16 protein-coding genes, 3 pseudogenes and 1 riboswitch are annotated in these 19,367 nt (G+C 69.6%); of the genes and pseudogenes, 10 read left to right on the forward strand and 9 right to left on the reverse strand.

The features are described 5' to 3' along the window. Positions 1 to 36: 36 nt before the first annotated feature. Together cdgB and FB563_RS16125 are read left to right on the forward strand one after the other, a co-directional pair. Entirely contained in the window at positions 37 to 1,692 is a 1,656-nt protein-coding gene (gene cdgB, locus FB563_RS16120) for a diguanylate cyclase CdgB (RefSeq protein ID WP_055708933.1), read from the forward strand. Positions 1,693 to 1,809: 117 nt separating this feature from the next. Further along, on the forward strand, positions 1,810 to 2,745 hold the full coding sequence (locus FB563_RS16125; RefSeq protein ID WP_055708932.1) for a CBM35 domain-containing protein: 936 nt from the start codon (positions 1,810 to 1,812) through the stop codon (positions 2,743 to 2,745). Positions 2,746 to 2,844: 99 nt separating this feature from the next. Here FB563_RS16125 and FB563_RS16130 read toward each other — a convergent pair whose 3' ends face one another. After that, complete coding sequence (locus FB563_RS16130) at positions 2,845 to 3,192, reverse strand: peptidase inhibitor family I36 protein (protein ID WP_079049001.1); 348 nt, start codon at positions 3,190 to 3,192, stop codon at positions 2,845 to 2,847. A 137-nt stretch (positions 3,193 to 3,329) separates the two neighbouring features. After that, positions 3,330 to 3,717 (reverse strand): annotated as a pseudogene (locus tag FB563_RS16135) (PfkB family carbohydrate kinase); the annotation flags it as partial. 532 nt (positions 3,718 to 4,249) lie between these two features. Here FB563_RS16135 and FB563_RS16140 point away from each other — a divergent pair. Then, positions 4,250 to 4,714: a lactococcin 972 family bacteriocin gene (locus FB563_RS16140; RefSeq protein WP_055708931.1), complete on the forward strand. Its 465-nt coding sequence runs from the start codon at positions 4,250 to 4,252 to the stop codon at positions 4,712 to 4,714. 880 nt (positions 4,715 to 5,594) lie between these two features. Here the strand turns inward: FB563_RS16140 and FB563_RS44035 are convergent. From FB563_RS44035 to FB563_RS16175, 5 genes and pseudogenes are all read right to left on the reverse strand, one after another. Beyond that, positions 5,595 to 6,206 (reverse strand): annotated as a pseudogene (locus FB563_RS44035) (transposase); the annotation flags it as partial. A gap of 99 nt (positions 6,207 to 6,305) precedes the next feature. Next, positions 6,306 to 6,776: pseudogene (locus FB563_RS45465) on the reverse strand (IS701 family transposase); the annotation flags it as partial. Further along, positions 6,776 to 7,705 (reverse strand): 1-phosphofructokinase family hexose kinase, encoded by a 930-nt coding sequence (locus FB563_RS16165; RefSeq protein WP_055708930.1) that lies wholly within the window; start codon positions 7,703 to 7,705, stop codon positions 6,776 to 6,778. The gene FB563_RS16165 and the pseudogene FB563_RS45465, both read right to left, overlap by 1 nt. Before the next feature lie 135 nt (positions 7,706 to 7,840). Beyond that, a complete protein-coding gene (gene nagA, locus FB563_RS16170; RefSeq protein WP_055708929.1) occupies positions 7,841 to 8,986 on the reverse strand; it encodes an N-acetylglucosamine-6-phosphate deacetylase in 1,146 nt (381 codons plus the stop codon). Further along, positions 8,986 to 9,891, reverse strand: a complete 906-nt coding sequence (locus FB563_RS16175; protein WP_234357929.1) for an ROK family protein — start codon at positions 9,889 to 9,891, stop codon at positions 8,986 to 8,988. Before FB563_RS16175 ends, nagA begins: the two co-directional genes overlap by 1 nt. A gap of 180 nt (positions 9,892 to 10,071) precedes the next feature. Between FB563_RS16175 and FB563_RS16180 the strand changes: the two genes are divergently transcribed. Genes FB563_RS16180 through otsB form a run of 3 tightly spaced genes read left to right on the forward strand, consistent with a single transcriptional unit; the run spans position 10,072 to position 12,500 of the window. Then, positions 10,072 to 11,337 (forward strand): extracellular solute-binding protein, encoded by a 1,266-nt coding sequence (locus FB563_RS16180; protein WP_055708927.1) that lies wholly within the window; start codon positions 10,072 to 10,074, stop codon positions 11,335 to 11,337. 36 nt (positions 11,338 to 11,373) lie between these two features. After that, complete coding sequence (locus FB563_RS16185; protein WP_055708926.1) at positions 11,374 to 11,598, forward strand: DUF3263 domain-containing protein; 225 nt, start codon at positions 11,374 to 11,376, stop codon at positions 11,596 to 11,598. 50 nt (positions 11,599 to 11,648) lie between these two features. Beyond that, entirely contained in the window at positions 11,649 to 12,500 is an 852-nt protein-coding gene (gene otsB / locus FB563_RS16190) for a trehalose-phosphatase (RefSeq protein WP_055708391.1), read from the forward strand. Here otsB and FB563_RS16195 read toward each other — a convergent pair. Together FB563_RS16195 and FB563_RS16200 are read right to left on the reverse strand one after the other, a co-directional pair. Further along, positions 12,470 to 13,909: an alpha,alpha-trehalose-phosphate synthase (UDP-forming) gene (locus FB563_RS16195; protein ID WP_055708390.1), complete on the reverse strand. Its 1,440-nt coding sequence runs from the start codon at positions 13,907 to 13,909 to the stop codon at positions 12,470 to 12,472. The two genes, otsB and FB563_RS16195, sit on opposite strands and share 31 nt — an antisense overlap. Positions 13,910 to 13,993: 84 nt before the next feature. Then, on the reverse strand, positions 13,994 to 14,938 hold the full coding sequence (locus FB563_RS16200) for a glucosyl-3-phosphoglycerate synthase (protein ID WP_055708389.1): 945 nt from the start codon (positions 14,936 to 14,938) through the stop codon (positions 13,994 to 13,996). Between the two features lie 129 nt (positions 14,939 to 15,067). After that, positions 15,068 to 15,208, forward strand: a riboswitch (SAM riboswitch). 17 nt (positions 15,209 to 15,225) lie between these two features. On the opposite strand from FB563_RS16200, the gene thrC reads away from it, so the two are divergent. The 4 genes from thrC (at position 15,226) to groL (ending at position 19,326) form a co-directional block, all read left to right on the forward strand. Beyond that, complete coding sequence (thrC, locus tag FB563_RS16205) at positions 15,226 to 16,509, forward strand: threonine synthase (protein WP_055708388.1); 1,284 nt, start codon at positions 15,226 to 15,228, stop codon at positions 16,507 to 16,509. After that, positions 16,506 to 16,781, forward strand: a complete 276-nt coding sequence (locus FB563_RS16210) for a MoaD/ThiS family protein (RefSeq protein WP_055708387.1) — start codon at positions 16,506 to 16,508, stop codon at positions 16,779 to 16,781. The genes thrC and FB563_RS16210 overlap by 4 nt, the downstream gene beginning before the upstream one ends. Before the next feature lie 432 nt (positions 16,782 to 17,213). Continuing rightward, complete coding sequence (locus FB563_RS16215; RefSeq protein ID WP_004986573.1) at positions 17,214 to 17,417, forward strand: cold-shock protein; 204 nt, start codon at positions 17,214 to 17,216, stop codon at positions 17,415 to 17,417. A 286-nt stretch (positions 17,418 to 17,703) separates the two neighbouring features. After that, entirely contained in the window at positions 17,704 to 19,326 is a 1,623-nt protein-coding gene (gene groL, locus FB563_RS16220) for a chaperonin GroEL (RefSeq protein ID WP_014673417.1), read from the forward strand. The last annotated feature ends 41 nt before the right edge of the window (positions 19,327 to 19,367 follow it).

Below are 19,367 nucleotides of genomic sequence, written 5' to 3' on the forward strand. Positions count from 1 at the left end.
CTTGATTCGCTGCGAGGTCTCGGGGGGAGGGCGAGCATGGAGACCGAGTCGGAGCCGTATGTCCGTCTTGCGTCCCTGCGGCAGCTGCACCAGGTCATGGCCGACATGAACACGGCACGCAGCCTGGCGGACACACTGCAGACCGTCGCCGACGGCGTGGTCAACGCCCTCGGGTACGAGATGGCGTGCGTGAACCTCGTACGCCCCGACGGCGATCTCGTCGTCGCCGCGTTCTCCGGGAACTCCGCCGCCGAGGCCCTGATCACCGGCCGGGTCGGCTCCCGCGAGTCCTGGGAGCGGCGGCTGAACATGGGCGAGCGCTGGGGCGACCTGGTCTTCATACCGCACACCGAGGGCTGGGTCCTCGACGACGACGACGTCCCCCAGTGGTACACGGACGGCCCGGCCCCTCGCTTCGAGGACGAGTGGCACCCCTCCGACCGCCTCTTCGCCCCCATGTACACGCCCGGCGCGCAGGGCGCCACCTGCGGCGAGCTGCTCGGGGTCATCTCCGTCGACCGGCCGCGCAACGGCCGCCACCCCGGCGCCTGGGGCCGCGAGGCCCTGCAGATGTACGCCTTCCAGGCCGCCATCGCGATCAGCAACGCGCGTCTACGTGCGAACATGCAGCGCGCCCTGGTCCGCCTGGAGCGCGAGCAGCAGGCCCTGCGGGCGAGCGAGGAAAGCTTCAGGCAGGCCTTCGAGTACGCCCCCTCGGGCATGGCCATCGCCGAGATGGGCGGCGACCAGCACGGCCGCATCCTGCGCACCAACGACGCCCTGTGCCGCCTGCTCGGCCGCCCGGCCTCCGCGATGCGCCGCTACTCCTTCTCCGACCTGGTGCACCCCGAGGACATCGGCACGCTGCTCAGGACCTCGGCGGAGGGCGGCCGTGCGGAACTCCGCCTGGGGCGCCGCGACGGCACCTACGTCTGGGTGTCCCTGCGCAACTCCGTCGTGGCCGACGCCGCCGACGGCCCCCGCTTCCTCCTCACCCACGTCGAGGACATAGAGGAACGCAAGCGCCGCGAGCTGCAGCTCGCCCACCGCGCCTCCCACGACTCGCTCACCGGTCTGCCCAACTCCGCCGAGCTGCGCGCCCGCCTCGCGGCCCGGCTGTGCCGGCGCCCGGCCCACACCGGCGAACTGGAGTCCCTGGACGCGGCCTACGGCCACCCCGCCTTCGACGCCCCCGTGGCCCACGGCTTCGACTTCCGGCCGGGCGCGGAGGCGTTCGACAGCTTCGACCACCATGTCCACACCGTCGCTCCCGAGGACGGCCGCGACGACGGCACCAAGGGCCTCGCGGTCCTCTTCTGCGACCTCGACGGCTTCAAGTCGATCAACGACCGCTTCGGGCACAACGCGGGCGACGCGGTCCTCATCGAGGTGGCGAGGCGGCTCTCCCGCGGGGTCCGCGACGGCGACACGGTCGCCCGCCTCGGCGGCGACGAGTTCGTGATCCTCGCCGACGGCCTCGGCCGGGCCGACGCCCAGGACCTCGCCGTACGGCTGCGCAACGAGATCATCCAGCCGATCCGGGCCGAGGGCCGGGCCGTCCGGGTGGGCGCGAGCTTCGGCATCGGCTGGGCGCACTGCGGCATGACGGCGGACGAAGTGTTGAAGTCAGCCGACGAGCGTATGTACGTAGAGAAACGATCTCGTCCCAAACAGCACCGACGCGCCGGGTGATGCGCAGGTCAGGGACTTGATGCGATTCGAGTCACCCGTTTGGCCCAGCCGGACCGGGTAGGCTCCCCTTTCCAGACCTGTATCGCATCCACCCGCACCCGCTGAGGAGACCAAGGGATGACGCCCGGCGAAAACGGCCCGAGCACGCCCGAGGACGACGACCCGTTCGGCTACCTGTACGCCGACGGCCAGGCCAGAGGGGCCCAGCCGCCGTCCGGGGGTTACGGCTACCCGAACTCGGTCAGCAGGGTGCGGGCGGTCGGCGAGCGCCAGTACGGCCAGCAGCAGGCCGGGTACGGCCAGCAGCAGGCCACCTATGGCCAGCAGCCCGGCGTCCCGCAGCAGCCGGGCGCCTACGGCCAGCCGAACGCCCACTACCAGGCCCCCGAGACCCTCCCCGGCGGCGCCCCGACCACCCGTCAGCCCGCGCACCCCGCACCGGGCCGCCGCGGCCCCAACACCAAGGGCCTGCTGATCGGCGCGATCGCGGTGGTCGCCGCGGTGGTCATCGGCATCGGCGTGGCGATGCTCAACGACAACTCGGACGACAAGACCAACAACCAGGCGGGCACCACCCCGACCCAGTCCCAGAGCCAGTCCTCGAGCCCGTCGAGCAGCAACTCGGCGGCGCCGGGGGAACTGCCGAAGACGGACGCGAGCGCGCTGCAGCTCGGGCCCGGTGTGACGACAGCGTCGAGCATCAAGGGGTCGAAGGCCAAGGGTGGCAGCTACGTGACGGGCTTCAATCACGTGGGTGCGACCGTCACGTGGACCGTCAACGACGTTCAAGAGGCCGGCTCCTATCGCCTGTACGTGCGGTACGGCATCCCGGGCGTCGACGCCAACGCGACTCTGGTGGTCAACGGCAAGGCCGACTCACGGCCCCTGAACATGAAGAACTTCGGCAATCTGCCGCAGGGCGACTGGGAGAAGGGCTGGCAGACCACCTGGGCCAACGTGAACCTCAACCAGGGCACGAACACGATCCAGATCGCCTGCAACGACGGCAACCAGTGCAACGCCGTCTTGGACCAGCTCTACATCACCAAGTAGAGGCCGATGCGGTCCGTCAAGCGCGACAGCCGCCGGAGGTGTTGATTCCCGGCGGCTGTCGCGCATTGTGAACTTCAGGTTGAGTGCTTGTGGCGCACCTCAGCCGTAAATCTCAACGGAGTTGGCGCTGTCAACGTTGTCCGAGTAGGTGCCCGGCTTCAGAGTGACCAACTTGGTGCCGGTGGCACAGCCGAGGGTGGCCTTCCAAAAAACCAGAGTGTAAGAAGTCTGGTTCGAGACGGACCGGGCGATGCGGTCGAGAGGGATACAGCCGGGCTTTTCGGAGTAGACCGTCCGAGTTCCGGTCCTGTGTGTCCCCGACCACCCGCAGAACTTGCCCTTTGGACAGGTGTTGGGATCGGCTGCCGCGGCCGGCGTGGCAAAGGTGCCACCGAGCAACGCGCCGGCGACAGCTGCTGTCGTCAGGCCCTTCTTGAGCATGTTCATATGGGGTCCCCTATGTCTATCGCCACTGGTCAACGTGGCGAACAAGTGATCATCTGATCATCCCGTATACGTTGAGGGAAAGGCCGTTTTTCGGCCAACCGCCAGGCGGGCATGTCCGGTGGTGGGTTGCACAGCTTTCACGCCGCCGTCACCGACACGCATGCCAGGGGTCTCTCGTAGGCTGCGTGGTCGAACTCGCCCGCTGTTGCGGACCGTACGGCGGCTGCCACCAGGGCGACCGCCCGGGTGAGGCGGTTCGGCCAGGGAGTCGGTCCAGCAGGCCGGACAAGAGGCCGACGCCGGCCGAGTCGCCAGCGCCGGTGGGTCGTCTTGCTCAGGGGCGGGCAGGACTGCGCGCCAGCGGCCCTCGGACGACGACCGCGTGGGCGCCGCGGCGGCGGGCGTCCTGGGCGGCGCGTAGGGTTTTGTGTGAGCCGGTGAGTTCGGCCAGTTCGTCGGAGTTCGGCTTGATGAGGTCGGGGCGGGCGGCGCCGCCTCGGGCAGGGGTTCGGCGCCGGTGTCCAGTCTGGATCCTCGTCCGCTTCTCGACGGCCAGCTGGCCACTGCCGACCCGAAGAAGCTCCGCTACCGGCTGCTGCACGGGAGAAACGAACTGGCCACGGACTTCCTCACCTCGCCGCACTGCCCCGCCCTGGCGGCTGACCGGCAATCCTCTCCGCCGCGATCCGAAGGACCCAGGGGAGATCGACTACGGCGGAACTCCACGATGTCCGAAGACCGAAATCGCCTCGGTGCCCAACAGTTGACTCTCAGCGTCATCTCATCGCCCCAACTGAAGTGCGTAGGTTAGGAATCAGCCACGAGCTGTAGTTGGAGGTCCAGGCAGCGAAGGTGCCAGGAGCACCTGACTGCACAAGTAATGGGACCGCTCCGCGCCGGAGCTCTCATTGCGGAGTACGTAAATGTCCGTTCTGAGTCCACAGATCGGACAACAGCATTTTTCAGACAAGCCGTTCAGTCCCCCTTCACTGGAAGGCCTCGATCTGTACAAGATCCCTCTGCGACTCCCACACGGGGAATCAGGGAGGGGTACTCCATGAAGGTTTTCGGCAGATGCATGGCTTTCGCCTTTGCGGGCGCAGGCCTTGCTGCCGGCGTCCTCACGACACCGGCCACCGCAGACGCTGATCAGACCCGCACCCTCAGCGCCACCGTCACCATTCACACTCGCGGGGACGGCACCCAGCCGCCTGCAGAGCTGGGCAACCCCAAGGAATGGGGTGTGGTGAAGCTCACGATGGACGATTCGGCGGGAAGTATTACGCCGAAGACCATCGTCGAGGTCGGCGGCGGAAAGTGGAGCTTCGGCTGGAACGCCGTCACGGACGGCAAGGACTGCTATTCGAACTACTACCACCCGAAGGTGGGTCATAGTTCCACCGCGAAGATCGCTGGCGGCTCGGACTATGACTGGTCTCGTGCTAACCAGACCTCCAGCGCCCACGTCACCGGAGGCGGCGCCTACACGTGCTATGCATACTGGTCTAAGGACAAGGACTAGGTTCCCACGCCCCTGCCCCTGGCAGTGATGCCGGGCAGGGCGCGCAAGTCCGCATCGTCTGGGGTGTCTATGCGGGCGCCCACATAGACACCCCAGACGGGCGTCATTCCGTATGAGAAAATTACCACAGAATAGGGCAAGTGAAATCGTAAGCTTTCTGCGCGCTCACGTCATTCCTGCCGTGGTAGCTCTAGGGGTGGGCGCGATAATTGGTGCAATTGGGCCACTGGCGGGTAAATTTGATAACCCGATTAGTCATGTTGTGAATCTTGCATTTTCCGGCGGGTGGTCGTGGGCATGTTTTGCCTTTATTGTCGGCTATTTGCGGCGGTCTAAGATTGAGTCAACGCTGCTGGCCTCTTCGGCTTTGGCAATCGGTGTGGTCGTGTACTACCTCTTTAAATATCTAAGCCCCACTGCTCCGATTGGACGGGTTATCTCTGGCGGGCCTGGAGAGGGCCTCTTGTCCAGAATCTTGCTCTGGGGAATAGCAGCGTTCGTCCTCGGGGCGCCTGTGGGGGTCTTGGGGAACCTTGCGCGGACGCCCGGCGTCGGCGGCCTCCCATTCCGTCTGCTTGTTCCGTTGATCGCATTCTTCGAGACCTCTCAGCGGCTCGCCGTCGAGGCGAACTTGCAAGGCTCGGTTGCCAACATGACCTGGAATGCCATTCGCCTCACCGCGGTGGTGGTTGCCGTCGTGCTTGTGGGACACACAGCCTGGGGCTGGTGGCGTGCTCGGCGAAGCGGACCCGGGGGGACCGCAACTGGGGCGTCGACGAAGCGTCTCTGATACAGCGCATGCCCGCCCGCGAGTGGCGGTTGTCGCCTCGTGCCGTCTCGCCGGCCGGGAGGCACTAGAGATCTTTAACGGCTGAGGTGACGGCGGTTGGAAGTCGAGCCCGGTCTTGGCGATGAGACCCTGTATGAGGCTGGGCCGGTACTGCATGCGTTTCAGCCGCGTCCTCACCCACGCGGTGAGCTGGTCCAGGCTGTGTTTGGTGAGGTTGGCCAGCGACCTCTTCAGGTGCGACCACACGCCCTCGACGGGATTGAGCTCGGGAGCGTACGGCGGCAGCTGGTAGACGGTCAGCCATAATCGGGCGGCGATCAACTCCCGCATGGTCCAGCCCGCCAGGGTGTACTCGACACCGAACTGGCGGCGCACGACCTCGGCGATCCGCGCCAGCGTCCAGCACTGGTCAGGCCAGCCAGAGGCGGCCGGGCCGGCATCCAACACCGTCTGCAGTAGTCGCAGTTGCCCTGAGTCGAGCTTGCAGCGAGCACCGCCGAGGCCCTTGGAGGCCAGGGCCTGCCGACCTCCTGAGGCCAAGGCCCGCCGCCAGCGGGTCGCCGACATCCGGGTCACCCTGAACCGCCGGGCCACCTCCCGGTCACTGGCCCCGGCCTCGATCAGATCGGCGGCCGCGAGCCGGGCTTGCTCACTCCGAGCCCGTTCCTCAGCCGTCAAGCCGCCGCAATCGGGATACCTCATCCTCCCGGCATAGCGCGGCCCACGACAGCCGTCACGACCCGCCGTAACCCGCACCGTTAAAGATCTCTAGCGGTAGTTCGTTAAGTTCGGAGGTAGAGGTCAATGCCCTCTCCGGTGGTGACCGCGTCGATGAGGGCCTGCAGCTCGGCGGGTGGGTCCGTGTCCGTCCATGCTCGCCACCACTGGGTATGGCTGAGGGCGGGGGTGAGTCAGGAGCGGATGGCCGTAAGGCCCTGGGCCAGCAAGGCGGTTGGGGCTGGTGGGGTAAGACTGGGCCCCTCTCTTCTCTGCCCCCTCGTCGGGGCGCGGGTCCGGCGCGGTGGCATCCAGGGGTCAGGGTGGGGCGAACCATTGGTCCCAGCAGAAGGAGAAGGCGCAGTTGACCAGGGTCTGGTGGCGGCGGATGGCGCGGTCGGAGCGGACTTGGAAGTCGGCCCAGCCGAGTTCGTCCTTGATCTGCTTGCAGCTCTGCTCGATCCATGGCCGCAGGCCGTAGAGGCGGACGATCTCGGCGAGGTCGGCCGGCGGGTGTGGGCTGGTGGTGGCGTGGGGTGCGTCGGGGTGGGGAATCACGCCGCGCCGGCCACCCCGGTCACCGCCACCCGCCCCCACAGTTCCTCGTACACCGCGGGGTCGAACTCACCGGCGGCCGGGGCCCGTACGGTCGCCGCCGACAGCGCGACCGCGCGGGCCAGCCGGTCCGGCCAGGGGAGTTGTTCCACGAGCCCCGACAGCAGGCCCGCCACCGCCGAGTCGCCCGCGCCCGTCGGGTTGCCGTGGAGGTGGGTCGGTGGGGTGGCGTGCCAGTGGCCCTCGGGGGTGACGGCGAGCAGGCCCTGTGCGCCGAGGGAGGCCACCACCGACTGTGCCCCACGCCGTCGCGCGTCCTGGGTGGCGCGCAACGGCTCGTGGGAGCCGGTCAGTTCGGCCAGTTCGTCGGCGTTCGGTTTGATGAGGTCGGGGCGGGCGGCCACTCCCCGGCGCAGGGGTTCGCCGCTGGTGTCCAGCAGGACGGGGACTCCGGCGGCGCGGGCGGCCCGGACGAGGTTCGCGTACGCCCCCACCGGCACGCCCGGCGGCAGGCTGCCGCACAGGGCCACCGCCGAGACGGACGGCAGCAGTTCCTCGTAGCGGTCCAGGAACGCGCCCCACTCGGCCGGCGCGATGTGCGGGCCCGGCTCGTTCAACTGGGTCGTGTCGCCGGAGACTTCGTCGACGATCGCGATCGTGCGCCGGGTCGTCCCGGCGACCGGCACCAGCGCGTCCGTGAGCCGGGGCACGCCGGCGAGCAGGTCGCGTATCGCGCGTCCCGTGCCGCCGCCCGCGAACCCCGTGACCGTCACCTCGTGTCCGAGCGCGGCCAGCACCCGGGCCGCGTTCACGCCCTTGCCGCCGGGCCGTTCGATGACCTCCGAGACCCGGTGCGAGGTGTGCGGGCGCAGCGACCGTACCCGGTAAGTCAGGTCGAGAGCGGTGTTCAGCGTGACCGTGAGGATCACCCGGGCCGACCTCCCTCGAAGTCCCTGCGGCGCGTCATCGCGCCCGACATCGGTTTCCGGGGCCACGATCATGCCAAAGAGACGGCGGTCCGCCCAGTCACGAGTCGGCCGCCGTCCAGGGAAAAGAAGGGCAGATCAGGCCAGTTGGGGCGGGACCACCACCCACTCGCCCCGCCGCATCACACCCTTGAGGCCGAAGTCCGCGTCCAGCACCAGCAGATCGGCGTCCTTGCCGGGCTCCAGCGAGCCGATGCGGTCGTAGAGCCCCAGGAGGCGGGCCGGGTTGGCGGACAGGGCCTGTACGGCGTCCTCGACCGGCAGCCTGTCGACCGTCACCGCCCGCTTGAACGCGCGGTCCAGGGTGAGCGTGGAGCCGGCGATCGAGCCGCCCTCCACCAGCCGGGCCACCCCCTCGCTGACCTCGACCTCCAGCGGGCCCAGCATGTAGCGGCCGTCGCCGATGCCGGCCGCGTCCATCGCGTCCGTGATGAAGGCGACGCGGGAGGCGCCCGCCCGGTGGAAGGCCAGTTCCAGGGCGGCGGGGTGGAGGTGTACGCCGTCGTTGATCAGCTCGACCGTGACCCGCTCGTCCTCCAGCAGGGCGGCGATGGGGCCGGGCGCCCGGTGGTTCAGGGCCGGCATCGCGTTGAACAGGTGGGTGGCGACCGTGGCGCCCGCGTCGATGGCCTCGACCGTCTGCTCGTACGTGGCGTCCGTGTGCCCGATCGCCGCGATGACGCCGTGCTCGGCGAGCAGCCGTACGGAGTCGATGCCGCCCGGCAGCTCGGTCGCGAGGGTGACCATCTTCGCCCTGCCGCGCGCCGCGTCGATCAGCTTGCGGACCTCGGCCGGGTCCGGGTCGCGCAGCAGTGACTCGGAGTGCGCGCCCTTGCGGCACGGCGAGATGAACGGTCCCTCGAAGTGGATGCCGGCGATCTCGCCCTGCTCGGCCAGCTCGCTCAGCAGCCCGGCCTGGCGGACCAGCAGGTCCATCTCGTCGGTGACGGTGGAGGCCACCAGGGTGGTGGTGCCGTGCGCGCGGTGCGTGGCGACGGCCTTCATGATCTGGTCCGGGGTGCCGGAGAAGGAGGCTCCGCCGCCGCCGTGGTTGTGGATGTCGACGAACCCCGGTACCAGCCAGTGGCCGCTCACGTCGAGTACCTCGGCGTTCTCGGGAGCGGCAGCCGCGATCCGCGTGTCCTCGACGACCACGCACCCGTCGTCCAGGACCCCGCCGGGCAGCACCACCCGAGCACCTGTGAGAACCAAGCTGGGAGCCATCAGGCGCTTACCTCCGGAGTCGTAGAAGTGGTGGTCAGTAGGTCCTGCGCGAGCAGTCCGGCGCCCAGGCAGCCGGCCGTGTCCCCCAGCGCCGCCGGGACGATCGCCGGCAGTTTCTGGAAGGTGACCCGCCGCCGGACGGCGTCCCGCAGCGGCTGGAACAACACTTCCCCCGCCTCGGCGAGACCGCCACCGATGATCAGGGTGCGCGGGTCCAGCAGGGTGAGCGCGGTGACCAGGCCGTCGGCGAGTGCGTCGACCGCCTCCTGCCAGGCCCGAACGGCGTTCGGGTCGCCGGACGCGACGGCCTTGGCGCAGTCGGCGGCGTCCGCGTCCGGGTCGCCGCAGACCGCCGCCCACGCCTCGCTGACGGCGGACGCGGAGGCGTACCGCTCCAGGCAGCCGAGCTGCCCGCAGGGACACGGGATCCCGCCGGGCCGTACGACGACATGGCCGATCTCGCCCGCGAAGCCGTGCGCGCCCGCCTCCACCCGGCCGTCGATGCCGATCGCGCCCGCGATGCCGGTGCCGAGCGGCACGAAGAGGAACCGGTCGGCGCCCCTGCCCGCGCCGATCCGGCCCTCGGCGAGGCCGCCGGTGCGCACGTCGTGGCCGAGGGCGACGGGGATGCCGAGCCGCCGCGCGAGCAGCGCGCGCAGCGGTACGTCCCGCCAGCCGAGGTTGGCCGCGTAGGCGGCGATGCCCTGCTCCTCGTCGACGATGCCGGGGACCGCGATGCCGGCAGCGGCGGCGGCCTCGCCGTGGTGCCGCACGCCGTACGCGTGCAGCTCGGCGGCGAAGTCGAGGATCGCCCCGACCACCGCGTCCGGTCCGCGCTCGCGGCCGGTGGCGCGGCGGGCGCGGTGGAGCAGTTCGCCGTCGTCGCCGACGAGGGCGGCCTTCATCCCGGTACCGCCCACGTCCAGGGCGATGACATGTCTTACCACGGGCCCTAGTGTGACCCCCTACCCGCGAGAGGTCTAGTCCACTCACGTGGTGTAGACCTTATGTGTCCATATATTGAACGGTCAGACAGCAGGGTTGGGGCTTTGAGCGTGCGTCGGCGTACGGCAGGAACGATCGCGATGATGTCCGCACTGGGCATGACGGCGGTCCTCGGCGGCTGCGGGAGCACGGGCTCCTCCGACGTGACGCTGAGACTCGTCGCCGCCGACTACGGCGACTCTCCCGCCAACAGCTCCCAGAAGTACTGGGACACCCTGGTCAAGGAGTACGAGTCGAAGCACCCCGGGGTGAAGATCGACGTCAGCGTGTACTCCTGGAACGACGTCGACGCCAAGGTCAAGGAGATGGTCGCCGCCGGCCACGCGCCCGACCTGGCCCAGATCGGCGCCTACGCCGACTACGCGGCCGCGGGCAAGCTCTACCCGGTCTCCGACCTGCTCTCCATACCCACCCAGGCCGACTTCCTCTCCCCGCTCTCCGAGGCCGGGCAGTGGAACCACACGCAGTACGGCATCCCCTTCGCGGCCTCCACGCGCGTGCTCTTCTACAACAAGACCCTGTTCGCCAAGGCCGGCATCACCACCGCGCCCACGACCTGGGACCAGTTGGCCGCCGACGCCCAGGCGCTCAAGGACAAGGGTGTGAAGTACCCCTTCGCCCTGCCGCTCGGCCCCGAGGAGGCCCAGGCCGAGACCATGCAGTGGCTGCTCAGCGGCAGCGACCCCGGCAACGGCGGCAACGGCTACACCGACGAGATCGGCACCTACACCATCGACTCGGCGCAGAACGTCCAGACGTTCACCTGGCTCAAGGACGACCTGGTCGGCAAGGGCCTGACCGGGCCGGTCGCGCCCGGCAGGCTCAACCGCGCGACCGCCTTCGCCGCCTTCGCCGACGGCCAGGTGGGCATGCTCAACGGACACCCCACACTCATCCAGCAGGCCGAGAAGAAGGGCGTGCAGTTCGGCATGGTGCCGATGCCGGGGCACACCGGCAGGGCCAGGGCCTCCATGGGCGTCGCCGACTGGATGATGGCCTTCAAGCAGAACGGGCACCGCGACCGGATGGGCGACTTCCTCAACTTCGTCTACAGCAAGAAGAACGTCCTGGACTTCTCCCGCGAGTACGGCCTGCTGCCGGTCACCGGCTCCGCCTCCACCGCCATGGGCGAGTCGGACTCCGCCCCCGACAAGGCCCTGCACCCCTTCCTCGACGAGCTGCCCACCTCCGAGCTGTACCCCGTCGGCAAGACCTCCTGGGCCTCGGTCAGCGCGGCCGTGAAGCAGAACATCGGCCAGGCCGTCTCCCCCGGCGGCGACCCCGCCGGCGTCCTCGGCCGCCTCCAGGCGACGGCGTCGGCGGCGGACAGCAGCGCCAGGAACTGAGCGGGCTCTGTCAGTCCCCACCGCTACGGTGACTGCATGGAACTCGCCCCCCGCGAACAAGCGATCCTCGCCCTGGAGCGCCGCGGCTTCCCCGGCCCCGGCGCCAAGGAACGGGCGATACGCGAGGAACTGGGCCTGTCCCCGGTCCGCTACTACCAGCTGCTGAACGCGTTGCTGGACGACGAGCGGGCGCTGGCGCACGACCCGGTGACGGTGAACCGCCTGCGCCGGGTACGGGAGACCCGGCGCTCGGAGCGCTGAAGCCGGCCTGGGTGGGCGTGACGGCGGTCCGGGCTGGATAGTGTCGCTGTATGGACGCTCTGCCCACCCCGCAGACCCACCCCGGCCGGGCCGGACTCGCCGCGCTGCTCGCCAGGCCGGCCGCAGCGCTCGTCGGGCTGGACTTCGACGGCACCCTCGCCCCCATCGTCGCCGACCCCGAACAGGCCCGCGCCCACCCCGGCGCCGTACCGGCTCTCGCCCTCCTCGCCCCGAAGGTCGCCTCCGTCGCCGTGATCACCGGCCGCCCCGCCGGGGTCGCGGTCCGCCACGGCGGCTTCGCCGGCGTCCCGGGCCTGGAGCACCTGACCGTCCTCGGCCACTACGGCGCCGAACGCTGGGACGCGGTCACCGGCACCGTCACCGCCCCGCCCCCGCACCCCGGCGTCGCGGCGGTGCGCGCCGAGCTGCCGGGCGTGCTGGACCGCGCCGGCGCCTGGCACGGCACCTGGATCGAGGAGAAGGGCCGCGCCGTCGCGGTGCACACCCGCCGCGCCGACGACCCGCAGGCCGCGTTCGAGGCCCTGCGCGGCCCCCTCACCGACCTCGCCACCCGCCACGGCCTGATCGTCGAACCCGGCCGTATGGTCCTGGAACTGCGCCCGCCGGGCATGGACAAGGGCGTGGCCCTCGCCGACCACGTCCGCAGGACCGGCGCCGAGTCCGTCCTCTACGCCGGCGACGACCTCGGCGACCTCCCCGCCTTCGCCGCCGTCGAGAAACTCCGCTCCGACGGCGTCCCCGGCCTCCTGGTCTGCAGCGGCAGCACCGAGGTCACCGAACTGGCGGAACGCGCGGACGTGGTGGTCGACGGCCCCGCGGGTGTCGTACAGCTGCTGCGGACCCTCGCCGCTCAGCTGGACCGAAGCTCCTCGAGCGCCTGAAGCTGCTGAAGGAACCACTGAGCGGGCGGCAACGCGGTGGCGGCCGCGGCCAGCCGCTTCGACCGCTCCGCCCGCTCGCCCGCCGGCATGCTCAACGCGGAGTGCAACGCGTCGGCCGTGCCCCCGATGTCGTACGGGTTCACCACGAGCGCGTCGGAGCCCAGCTCCTCGTACGCTCCCGCCTCCCGTGACAGCACCAGCGCACAGCCCTCGTCGGAGACGACCGGCACCTCCTTGGCGACCAGGTTCATGCCGTCCCGGATGGGGTTGACCAGCGCCACGTCGGCGAGCCGGTACGCGGCCAGGGAGCGCGCGAAGTCGTCCTTGACGTGAAGCACGACCGGCGTCCAATCGGGTGTGCCCCAGGCCGAATTGATCTCCTCGGCCACCCGCTGGACCTCGGCGGTGTAGTCGCGGTACACGGCGAGATCCTGGCGGGACGGGTACGCGAAGGCGAGGTGGACGACCTTCTCGCGCCACTCGGGGTGGTCGACCAGCAGCTGCCGGTACGCGAGCAGCCCGCGCACGATGTTCTTGGACAGCTCGGTGCGGTCGACGCGCACGATGGTCCTGCGGCCCTCGCCGATCTCCTCGCGCAGCGCCGCCATCCGCTCGTCCACATCGGGCTCGTGGGCCCGCTTGCGCAGGAAGTCGGCGTCCGCGCCGAGCCCGTGCACACCGACCCGCACGGCCGGGGCCCCGGATCCCAGTACCGCGTGACAGCACTCCGTGAACGCGTCCGCCCAGCGCCTGGTCAGGAACGCCGCCCGGTCCGCGCCCAGGATGCCGCCCAGCAGCTCGGCGGCGATGTCGTCCGGCAGCAGCCGGAAGTACTCCGGCGGCGCCCACGGGGTGTGCGAGAAGTGCCCGATCCGCAGGTCGGGGCGGAGCTCGCGGAGCATGCCGGGCACCAGGCACAGGTGGTAGTCCTGCACCAGCACCGCCGCCCCCTCGGCCGCCGCCCCGGCCAGCGCCTCGGCGAACGCCCGGTTGTAGGCCTCGTACGACGCCCACTGCCGCCGGAACTCCGCGTCGAAGACCGGTTCCAGCGGGGTCTGGTACAGCATGTGGTGCACGAACCACAGCACCGAGTTGGCGATCCCGTTGTAGGCGTCCGAGTGCACCTGGGCGTCGATGTCCAGCATCCGCACCCGTTGCCCGCCGGTGTCCTCCTCCGGCAGCAGTCCGCCGCCCGCGCGCCGTACCGCCTCCCGGTCGCCGTCGCCGAGCGCCGCGCACACCCACAGCGAGTCCGCGTCCGGCCCGATGGCCGACAGCCCCGAGACCAGCCCGCCGCCGCCCCGCCTGGCGCGCGGCGAGCCGCTCTCGTCCACCGTGTACGACACCGGGCCGCGGTTGGACGCGACCAGTACCTGAGCCTTCTCGGAAGCATCCTGCGTGGAAGCCATGGTCCTCAACCTAGCCCGGCCCGGAAACGCTCAAACGTACGGCCGCGCCCGGCACGCCGCCGTATACGACCCCCGCGGCCGGTTTCACGCCACCCGGCGCTCGGCGTACTCGGCGATCTCCACCATGGGCGGTCGTTCCTCGGTGTCGACCGAGTAGGTGCGTGGCTCGAAGCCGTCCTCCCCGCGCTCGAACTGGGTGAGGGAGGGCCGGATCAGATGGCCGCGGGCCAGCCTCAGCTGGGCCGTGCGGTAGATCGCCGCGGCCATCCGGCCGAGCGCCTGCCCGTCCTGGTGGCGGTGCTTGCGCACACCCACGTCGACCTGCCCCAGCGCGTTCAGCCCCACCAGGTGCAGGGCGTCCACCAGCATGCCCAGCTCCACGCCGTACCCGACCGGGAAGGGGAGCTGTTCCAGCAGGCTGCGCCGGGCCGCGTACTCGCCGCCCAGCGGCTGCACGAATCCGGCCAGCTGCGGCCAGTGCATGTTCAGCAGCGGGCGGGCCATCAGCTCGGTGACCCGGCCGCCCTGGCCCGCGGACCCGGCGAGCGGGCGGTCGTACATCGCCTTGACCAGGTCCACGCCCGGCTCGGTGAGCAGCGGGCCGACGATCCCGGAGACGAAGTCGGAGGAGAAGTCGCGCAGGTCGGCGTCGATGAAACAGACGATGTCCCCGGTGGTGACCAGGAGCGAGCGCCACAGCACCTCACCCTTCCCGGGGACGGCGGGGACGCGGGGCAGGATCTCGTCCCGGTGAACGACCCGCGCGCCCGCGGCGGCGGCGACCGCGGAGGTACGGTCGGTGGAGCCGGAGTCGACCACCACGATCTCGTCGACGAGCGGTACCTGCTCCACGAGGTCGTGGCGGATGACCGCGACGATGTCGCCGACCGTCTCCTCCTCGTTGAGCGCGGGCAGCACGACGGAGACCGACTGGCCCGTGCGCTGCTTGGCCGCCAGGATCTTGTGCAGCGGGCGATCGGTCACGGACCAGGAGCGGGTGGCCAGCCAGCGCTCGACTTCTTCCAGCACAGTCAGCGGCTCCTCACGTGTCTCGCGGTTCGGACGACTATCTCAACTGTCCTGGCCTTCGGTTACAGTCTTGAACAACGCCGGTGACCATCGCATGTCGGGGTCGACCGCGCGCTCACAACTGCATACCGCTCATCCAGAGGGGCAGAGGGACACGGCCCGATGAAGCCCCGGCAACCCCCCTGAGCCGAACTCGTCTCCGCGAGGCTCCAGGCCAGGGAAGGTGCCAAATCCGTCTCACGGCGAGGTGCGTCGTGAGGAAGATGAGGAGAAAGGGCCTCGCCTCCATGGCTGTGCAGACAGTTGCAAGCTCCACCGATTCCACCGTCGACCTCGGTCCCGCCGCGGCCCTGAGCTGTCGCGAGTGCGGTCACCGTGTTCCGCTCGGCCCGGTGTTCGCCTGCGAGGAGTGTTTCGGCCCGCTGGAGATCGCCTACGACTTCTCCGGCTACGACACCGAAGAGCTGCGCCGCCGTATCGAGGCCGGCCCCGCCAACATCTGGCGGTACGCCCCGCTGCTTCCGGTCCCGGCCGACGTGGCCGACAAGCCGAACCTGAACCCGGGCTGGACCAAGCTCGTCAAGGCCGACAACCTCGCCGCCGAACTCGGAGTCACCGGCGGCCTGTTCGTCAAGGACGACTCCGGCAACCCGACGCACTCCTTCAAGGACCGCGTGGTCGCCCAGGCCCTGGAGGCCGCCCGCGCCTTCGGCTTCACCACCCTGTCCTGCTCCTCCACCGGCAACCTCGCCGGTGCCGTCGGCGCCGCCGCCGCCCGGGCCGGCTTCCGCTCGTGCGTGTTCATCCCGCACGACCTGGAGCAGGGCAAGGTCGTCATGGCCGCGATCTACGGCGGCGAGCTCGTCGGCATCGAGGGCAACTACGACGACGTGAACCGCTTCTGCTCGGAGCTGATCGGCGACCCGGCCGGCGAGGGCTGGGGCTTCGTCAACGTCAACCTGCGGCCGTACTACGCGGAGGGCTCCAAGACCCTGGCGTACGAGATCTGCGAGCAGCTCGGCTGGCGGCTGCCCGACCAGATCGTGGTCCCGATCGCCTCCGGCTCCCAGCTCACGAAGATCGACAAGGGTCTGCGGGAGCTGATCGAGCTGGGGCTCGTCGAGGACAAGCCGTACAAGGTCTTCGGCGCCCAGGCCGAGGGCTGCTCGCCGGTGTCGACCGCCTTCAAGGCCGGTCACGACGTCGTACGGCCGCAGAAGCCGAACACCATCGCCAAGTCCCTCGCCATCGGCAACCCGGCCGACGGTCCGTACGTCCTGGACATCGCCCGCCGCACCGGCGGTGCCGTGGAGGACGTGACGGACGAGGAGGTCGTGGACGCCATCAAGCTGCTGGCCCGCACCGAGGGCATCTTCGCCGAGACGGCGGGCGGCGTGACCGTCGGCGTCACCCGCAAGCTGCTCAAGGACGGCGTCCTGGACCCGACGAAGACCACGGTGGTCCTCAACACCGGCGACGGCCTGAAGACCCTGGACGCGGTGGCCGGCACCGGCCTGACCGCCACCATCCGCCCGACCCTGGACTCCTTCCGAGAGGCTGGCCTCGCATGAGCGTGACCGTTCGCATCCCCACCATCCTGCGCACCTACACCGGTGGCCGGGCGGAGGTCAGCGCCGAGGGCGCGACCCTCTCCGAGGTCATCGCCGACCTGGAGAAGAACCACACCGGGATCGCCGCCCGGGTGCTGGACGACCAGGGCAAGCTGCGCCGGTTCGTCAACGTGTACGTCAACGACGACGACGTGCGCTTCGAACAGGGCCTGGACACCGCCACCCCGGACGGCGCCGGCGTGTCCATCATTCCGGCCGTCGCCGGCGGCTGATCGTTACCTTAGGTAACTTCGGTTACGCATTGTTCATCGAATTGCCTCCTCCGTGAGAGAAGCGGAGGGGGCAATTCTGTGTGATTGAGCGCGATAGAGTTGGGGAACGCGCTCTCGGTCGGACCGGTCGGGGGCCCTGAATTCATGCCGCACACCCGATGAGAAGTAGCCAAAGTACGCAGGTTTTATGCGGCTTTTGTGGCGGTTTGTGGGGTCCGACTTGCCCCGAAGTCGGCTGAATTCTCGCCACATTCCGGACGGTTCCCGTCCAGAATTCTCGTCCGATTGACCTGTTGCAGACGGCAGTTGGACAGATACATTCAGCCGCGGTCGACGCGTTCCGGCGCACGCCCCCGTCCGATGGGGGGTGAGGTCTGACCCGGGTCCGCGAAGTGTGGATCTGTGCAAGGGCCAGTAATAGGGGAGTTAGGCATGGCTCAGGGCACCGTCAAGTGGTTCAACGCGGAGAAGGGGTACGGCTTCATCGCGGTCGACGGTGGTGCGGACGTCTTCGTCCACTACAGCGCGATTCAGATGGACGGCTACCGCACCCTGGAAGAGGGTCAGCGGGTCGAGTTCGAGATCTCGCAGGGCCAGAAGGGTCCGCAGGCCGACATGGTTCGCGTCACCGCCTGAACGTTTCTTGCACGAAGGGCCCGCACCTCGCACAGGGTGCGGGCCCTTCGCCATGCCCGGGCTGCCCCGTTCGCCCCGGGCTGATCCGGCTGAGCCGCTTGCACTCGACCATGCCGAGTGCTAATCATTGGCGTTAGCACTCTGAAGGTGAGAGTGACAAAGAAGGACCGGGTCGGTGAGGCCCGCAGGCCAAGTGGGGCAAGGAACCACGGGTCGGCGAGCCGTCCGTCGCGGGCGCGGGCGCGGTCCGAAGGAATCACCCCCAGTCCTGGAGGGACCACTTCACATGGCCAAGATCATCGCGTTCGACGAGGAGGCGCGGCGCGGCCTCGAGCGCGGCATGAACCAGCTCGCGGACGCCGTGAAGGTGACGCTCGGCCCCAAGGGCCGCAACGTCGTCCTCGAGAAGAAGTGGGGCGCCCCCACGATCACCAACGATGGTGTCTCCATCGCCAAGGAGATCGAGCTCGAGGACCCGTACGAGAAGATCGGCGCCGAGCTGGTCAAGGAAGTCGCCAAGAAGACGGACGACGTCGCCGGTGACGGTACGACCACCGCGACCGTGCTCGCCCAGGCCCTGGTCAAGGAGGGCCTGCGCAACGTCGCCGCCGGTGCCAACCCGATGGCCCTGAAGCGCGGTATCGAGAAGGCCGTCGAGGCCGTCTCCGCCGCCCTGCTGGAGCAGGCGAAGGACGTCGAGACCAAGGAGCAGATCGCCTCCACCGCGTCCATCTCCGCCGCCGACACCCAGATCGGCGAGCTGATCGCCGAGGCCATGGACAAGGTCGGCAAGGAAGGCGTCATCACCGTCGAGGAGAGCAACACCTTCGGCCTGGAGCTCGAGCTCACCGAGGGCATGCGCTTCGACAAGGGCTACATCTCCGCCTACTTCGCGACCGACATGGAGCGCATGGAGGCGGTGCTCGAGGACCCGTACATCCTCATCGCCAACTCCAAGATCTCCTCGGTCAAGGACCTGCTCCCGCTGCTGGAGAAGGTCATGCAGTCCGGCAAGCCGCTGCTGATCATCGCCGAGGACGTCGAGGGCGAGGCCCTGTCGACCCTGGTCGTCAACAAGATCCGCGGCACCTTCAAGTCCGTCGCCGTCAAGGCCCCGGGCTTCGGTGACCGCCGCAAGGCCATGCTCGGCGACATCGCCATCCTCACGGGCGGCGAGGTCATCTCCGAGGAGGTCGGCCTCAAGCTGGAGAACGCGACCCTGGACCTCCTGGGCCGCGCCCGCAAGGTCGTCATCACCAAGGACGAGACCACCATCGTCGACGGTGCCGGCTCCTCCGAGCAGGTCAACGGTCGCGTCAACCAGATCCGCGCCGAGATCGAGAACAGCGACTCCGACTACGACCGCGAGAAGCTGCAGGAGCGCCTGGCGAAGCTCGCCGGCGGTGTCGCGGTCATCAAGGCCGGTGCCGCCACCGAGGTGGAGCTCAAGGAGCGCAAGCACCGCATCGAGGACGCCGTCCGCAACGCCAAGGCGGCCGTCGAGGAGGGCATCGTCGCCGGTGGTGGCGTGGCCCTGCTGCAGGCCTCCCAGGTCTTCGAGAAGCTGGAGCTCGAGGGTGACGAGGCGACCGGCGCCAACGCCGTGCGCATCGCGCTCGAGGCCCCGCTGAAGCAGATCGCCGTCAACGCCGGCCTCGAGGGCGGCGTCGTGGTGGAGAAGGTGCGCAACCTGACCCCGGGCCACGGCCTGAACGCCGCGACCGGCGAGTACGTCGACCTGGTCGCCGAGGGCATCATCGACCCGGCGAAGGTGACCCGTTCCGCGCTGCAGAACGCCGCCTCCATCGCCGCGCTGTTCCTCACCACCGAGGCCGTCATCGCCGACAAGCCGGAGAAGGCCGCCGCGCCGGCCGGCGGCGGCATGCCGGGCGGTGACATGGACTTCTGATCGACCTGAGGGTTGATCGCCTGTCCTTTCGGACCGAGGGC

This window comes from Streptomyces puniciscabiei, assembly GCF_006715785.1.
In the GTDB taxonomy this organism is placed as follows: Bacteria; Actinomycetota; Actinomycetes; order Streptomycetales; family Streptomycetaceae; genus Streptomyces; species Streptomyces puniciscabiei.

Bases quoted from the DNA above. Each gene is read 5' to 3' on its own strand.
- cdgB (WP_055708933.1), top strand. From the start codon at position 37: ATGGAGACCGAGTCGGAGCCGTATGTCCGTCTTGCGTCCCTGCGGCAG.
- FB563_RS16125 (WP_055708932.1), top strand. From the start codon at position 1,810: ATGACGCCCGGCGAAAACGGCCCGAGCACGCCCGAGGACGACGACCCG.
- FB563_RS16130 (WP_079049001.1), bottom strand. From the start codon at position 3,192: ATGAACATGCTCAAGAAGGGCCTGACGACAGCAGCTGTCGCCGGCGCG.
- FB563_RS16140 (WP_055708931.1), top strand. From the start codon at position 4,250: ATGAAGGTTTTCGGCAGATGCATGGCTTTCGCCTTTGCGGGCGCAGGC.
- nagA (WP_055708929.1), bottom strand. From the start codon at position 8,986: ATGGCTCCCAGCTTGGTTCTCACAGGTGCTCGGGTGGTGCTGCCCGGC.
- FB563_RS16175 (WP_234357929.1), bottom strand. From the start codon at position 9,891: ATGAAGGCCGCCCTCGTCGGCGACGACGGCGAACTGCTCCACCGCGCC.
- FB563_RS16180 (WP_055708927.1), top strand. From the start codon at position 10,072: ATGATGTCCGCACTGGGCATGACGGCGGTCCTCGGCGGCTGCGGGAGC.
- FB563_RS16185 (WP_055708926.1), top strand. From the start codon at position 11,374: ATGGAACTCGCCCCCCGCGAACAAGCGATCCTCGCCCTGGAGCGCCGC.
- otsB (WP_055708391.1), top strand. From the start codon at position 11,649: ATGGACGCTCTGCCCACCCCGCAGACCCACCCCGGCCGGGCCGGACTC.
- FB563_RS16195 (WP_055708390.1), bottom strand. From the start codon at position 13,909: ATGGCTTCCACGCAGGATGCTTCCGAGAAGGCTCAGGTACTGGTCGCG.
- thrC (WP_055708388.1), top strand. From the start codon at position 15,226: ATGGCTGTGCAGACAGTTGCAAGCTCCACCGATTCCACCGTCGACCTC.
- FB563_RS16210 (WP_055708387.1), top strand. From the start codon at position 16,506: ATGAGCGTGACCGTTCGCATCCCCACCATCCTGCGCACCTACACCGGT.
- FB563_RS16215 (WP_004986573.1), top strand. From the start codon at position 17,214: ATGGCTCAGGGCACCGTCAAGTGGTTCAACGCGGAGAAGGGGTACGGC.
- groL (WP_014673417.1), top strand. From the start codon at position 17,704: ATGGCCAAGATCATCGCGTTCGACGAGGAGGCGCGGCGCGGCCTCGAG.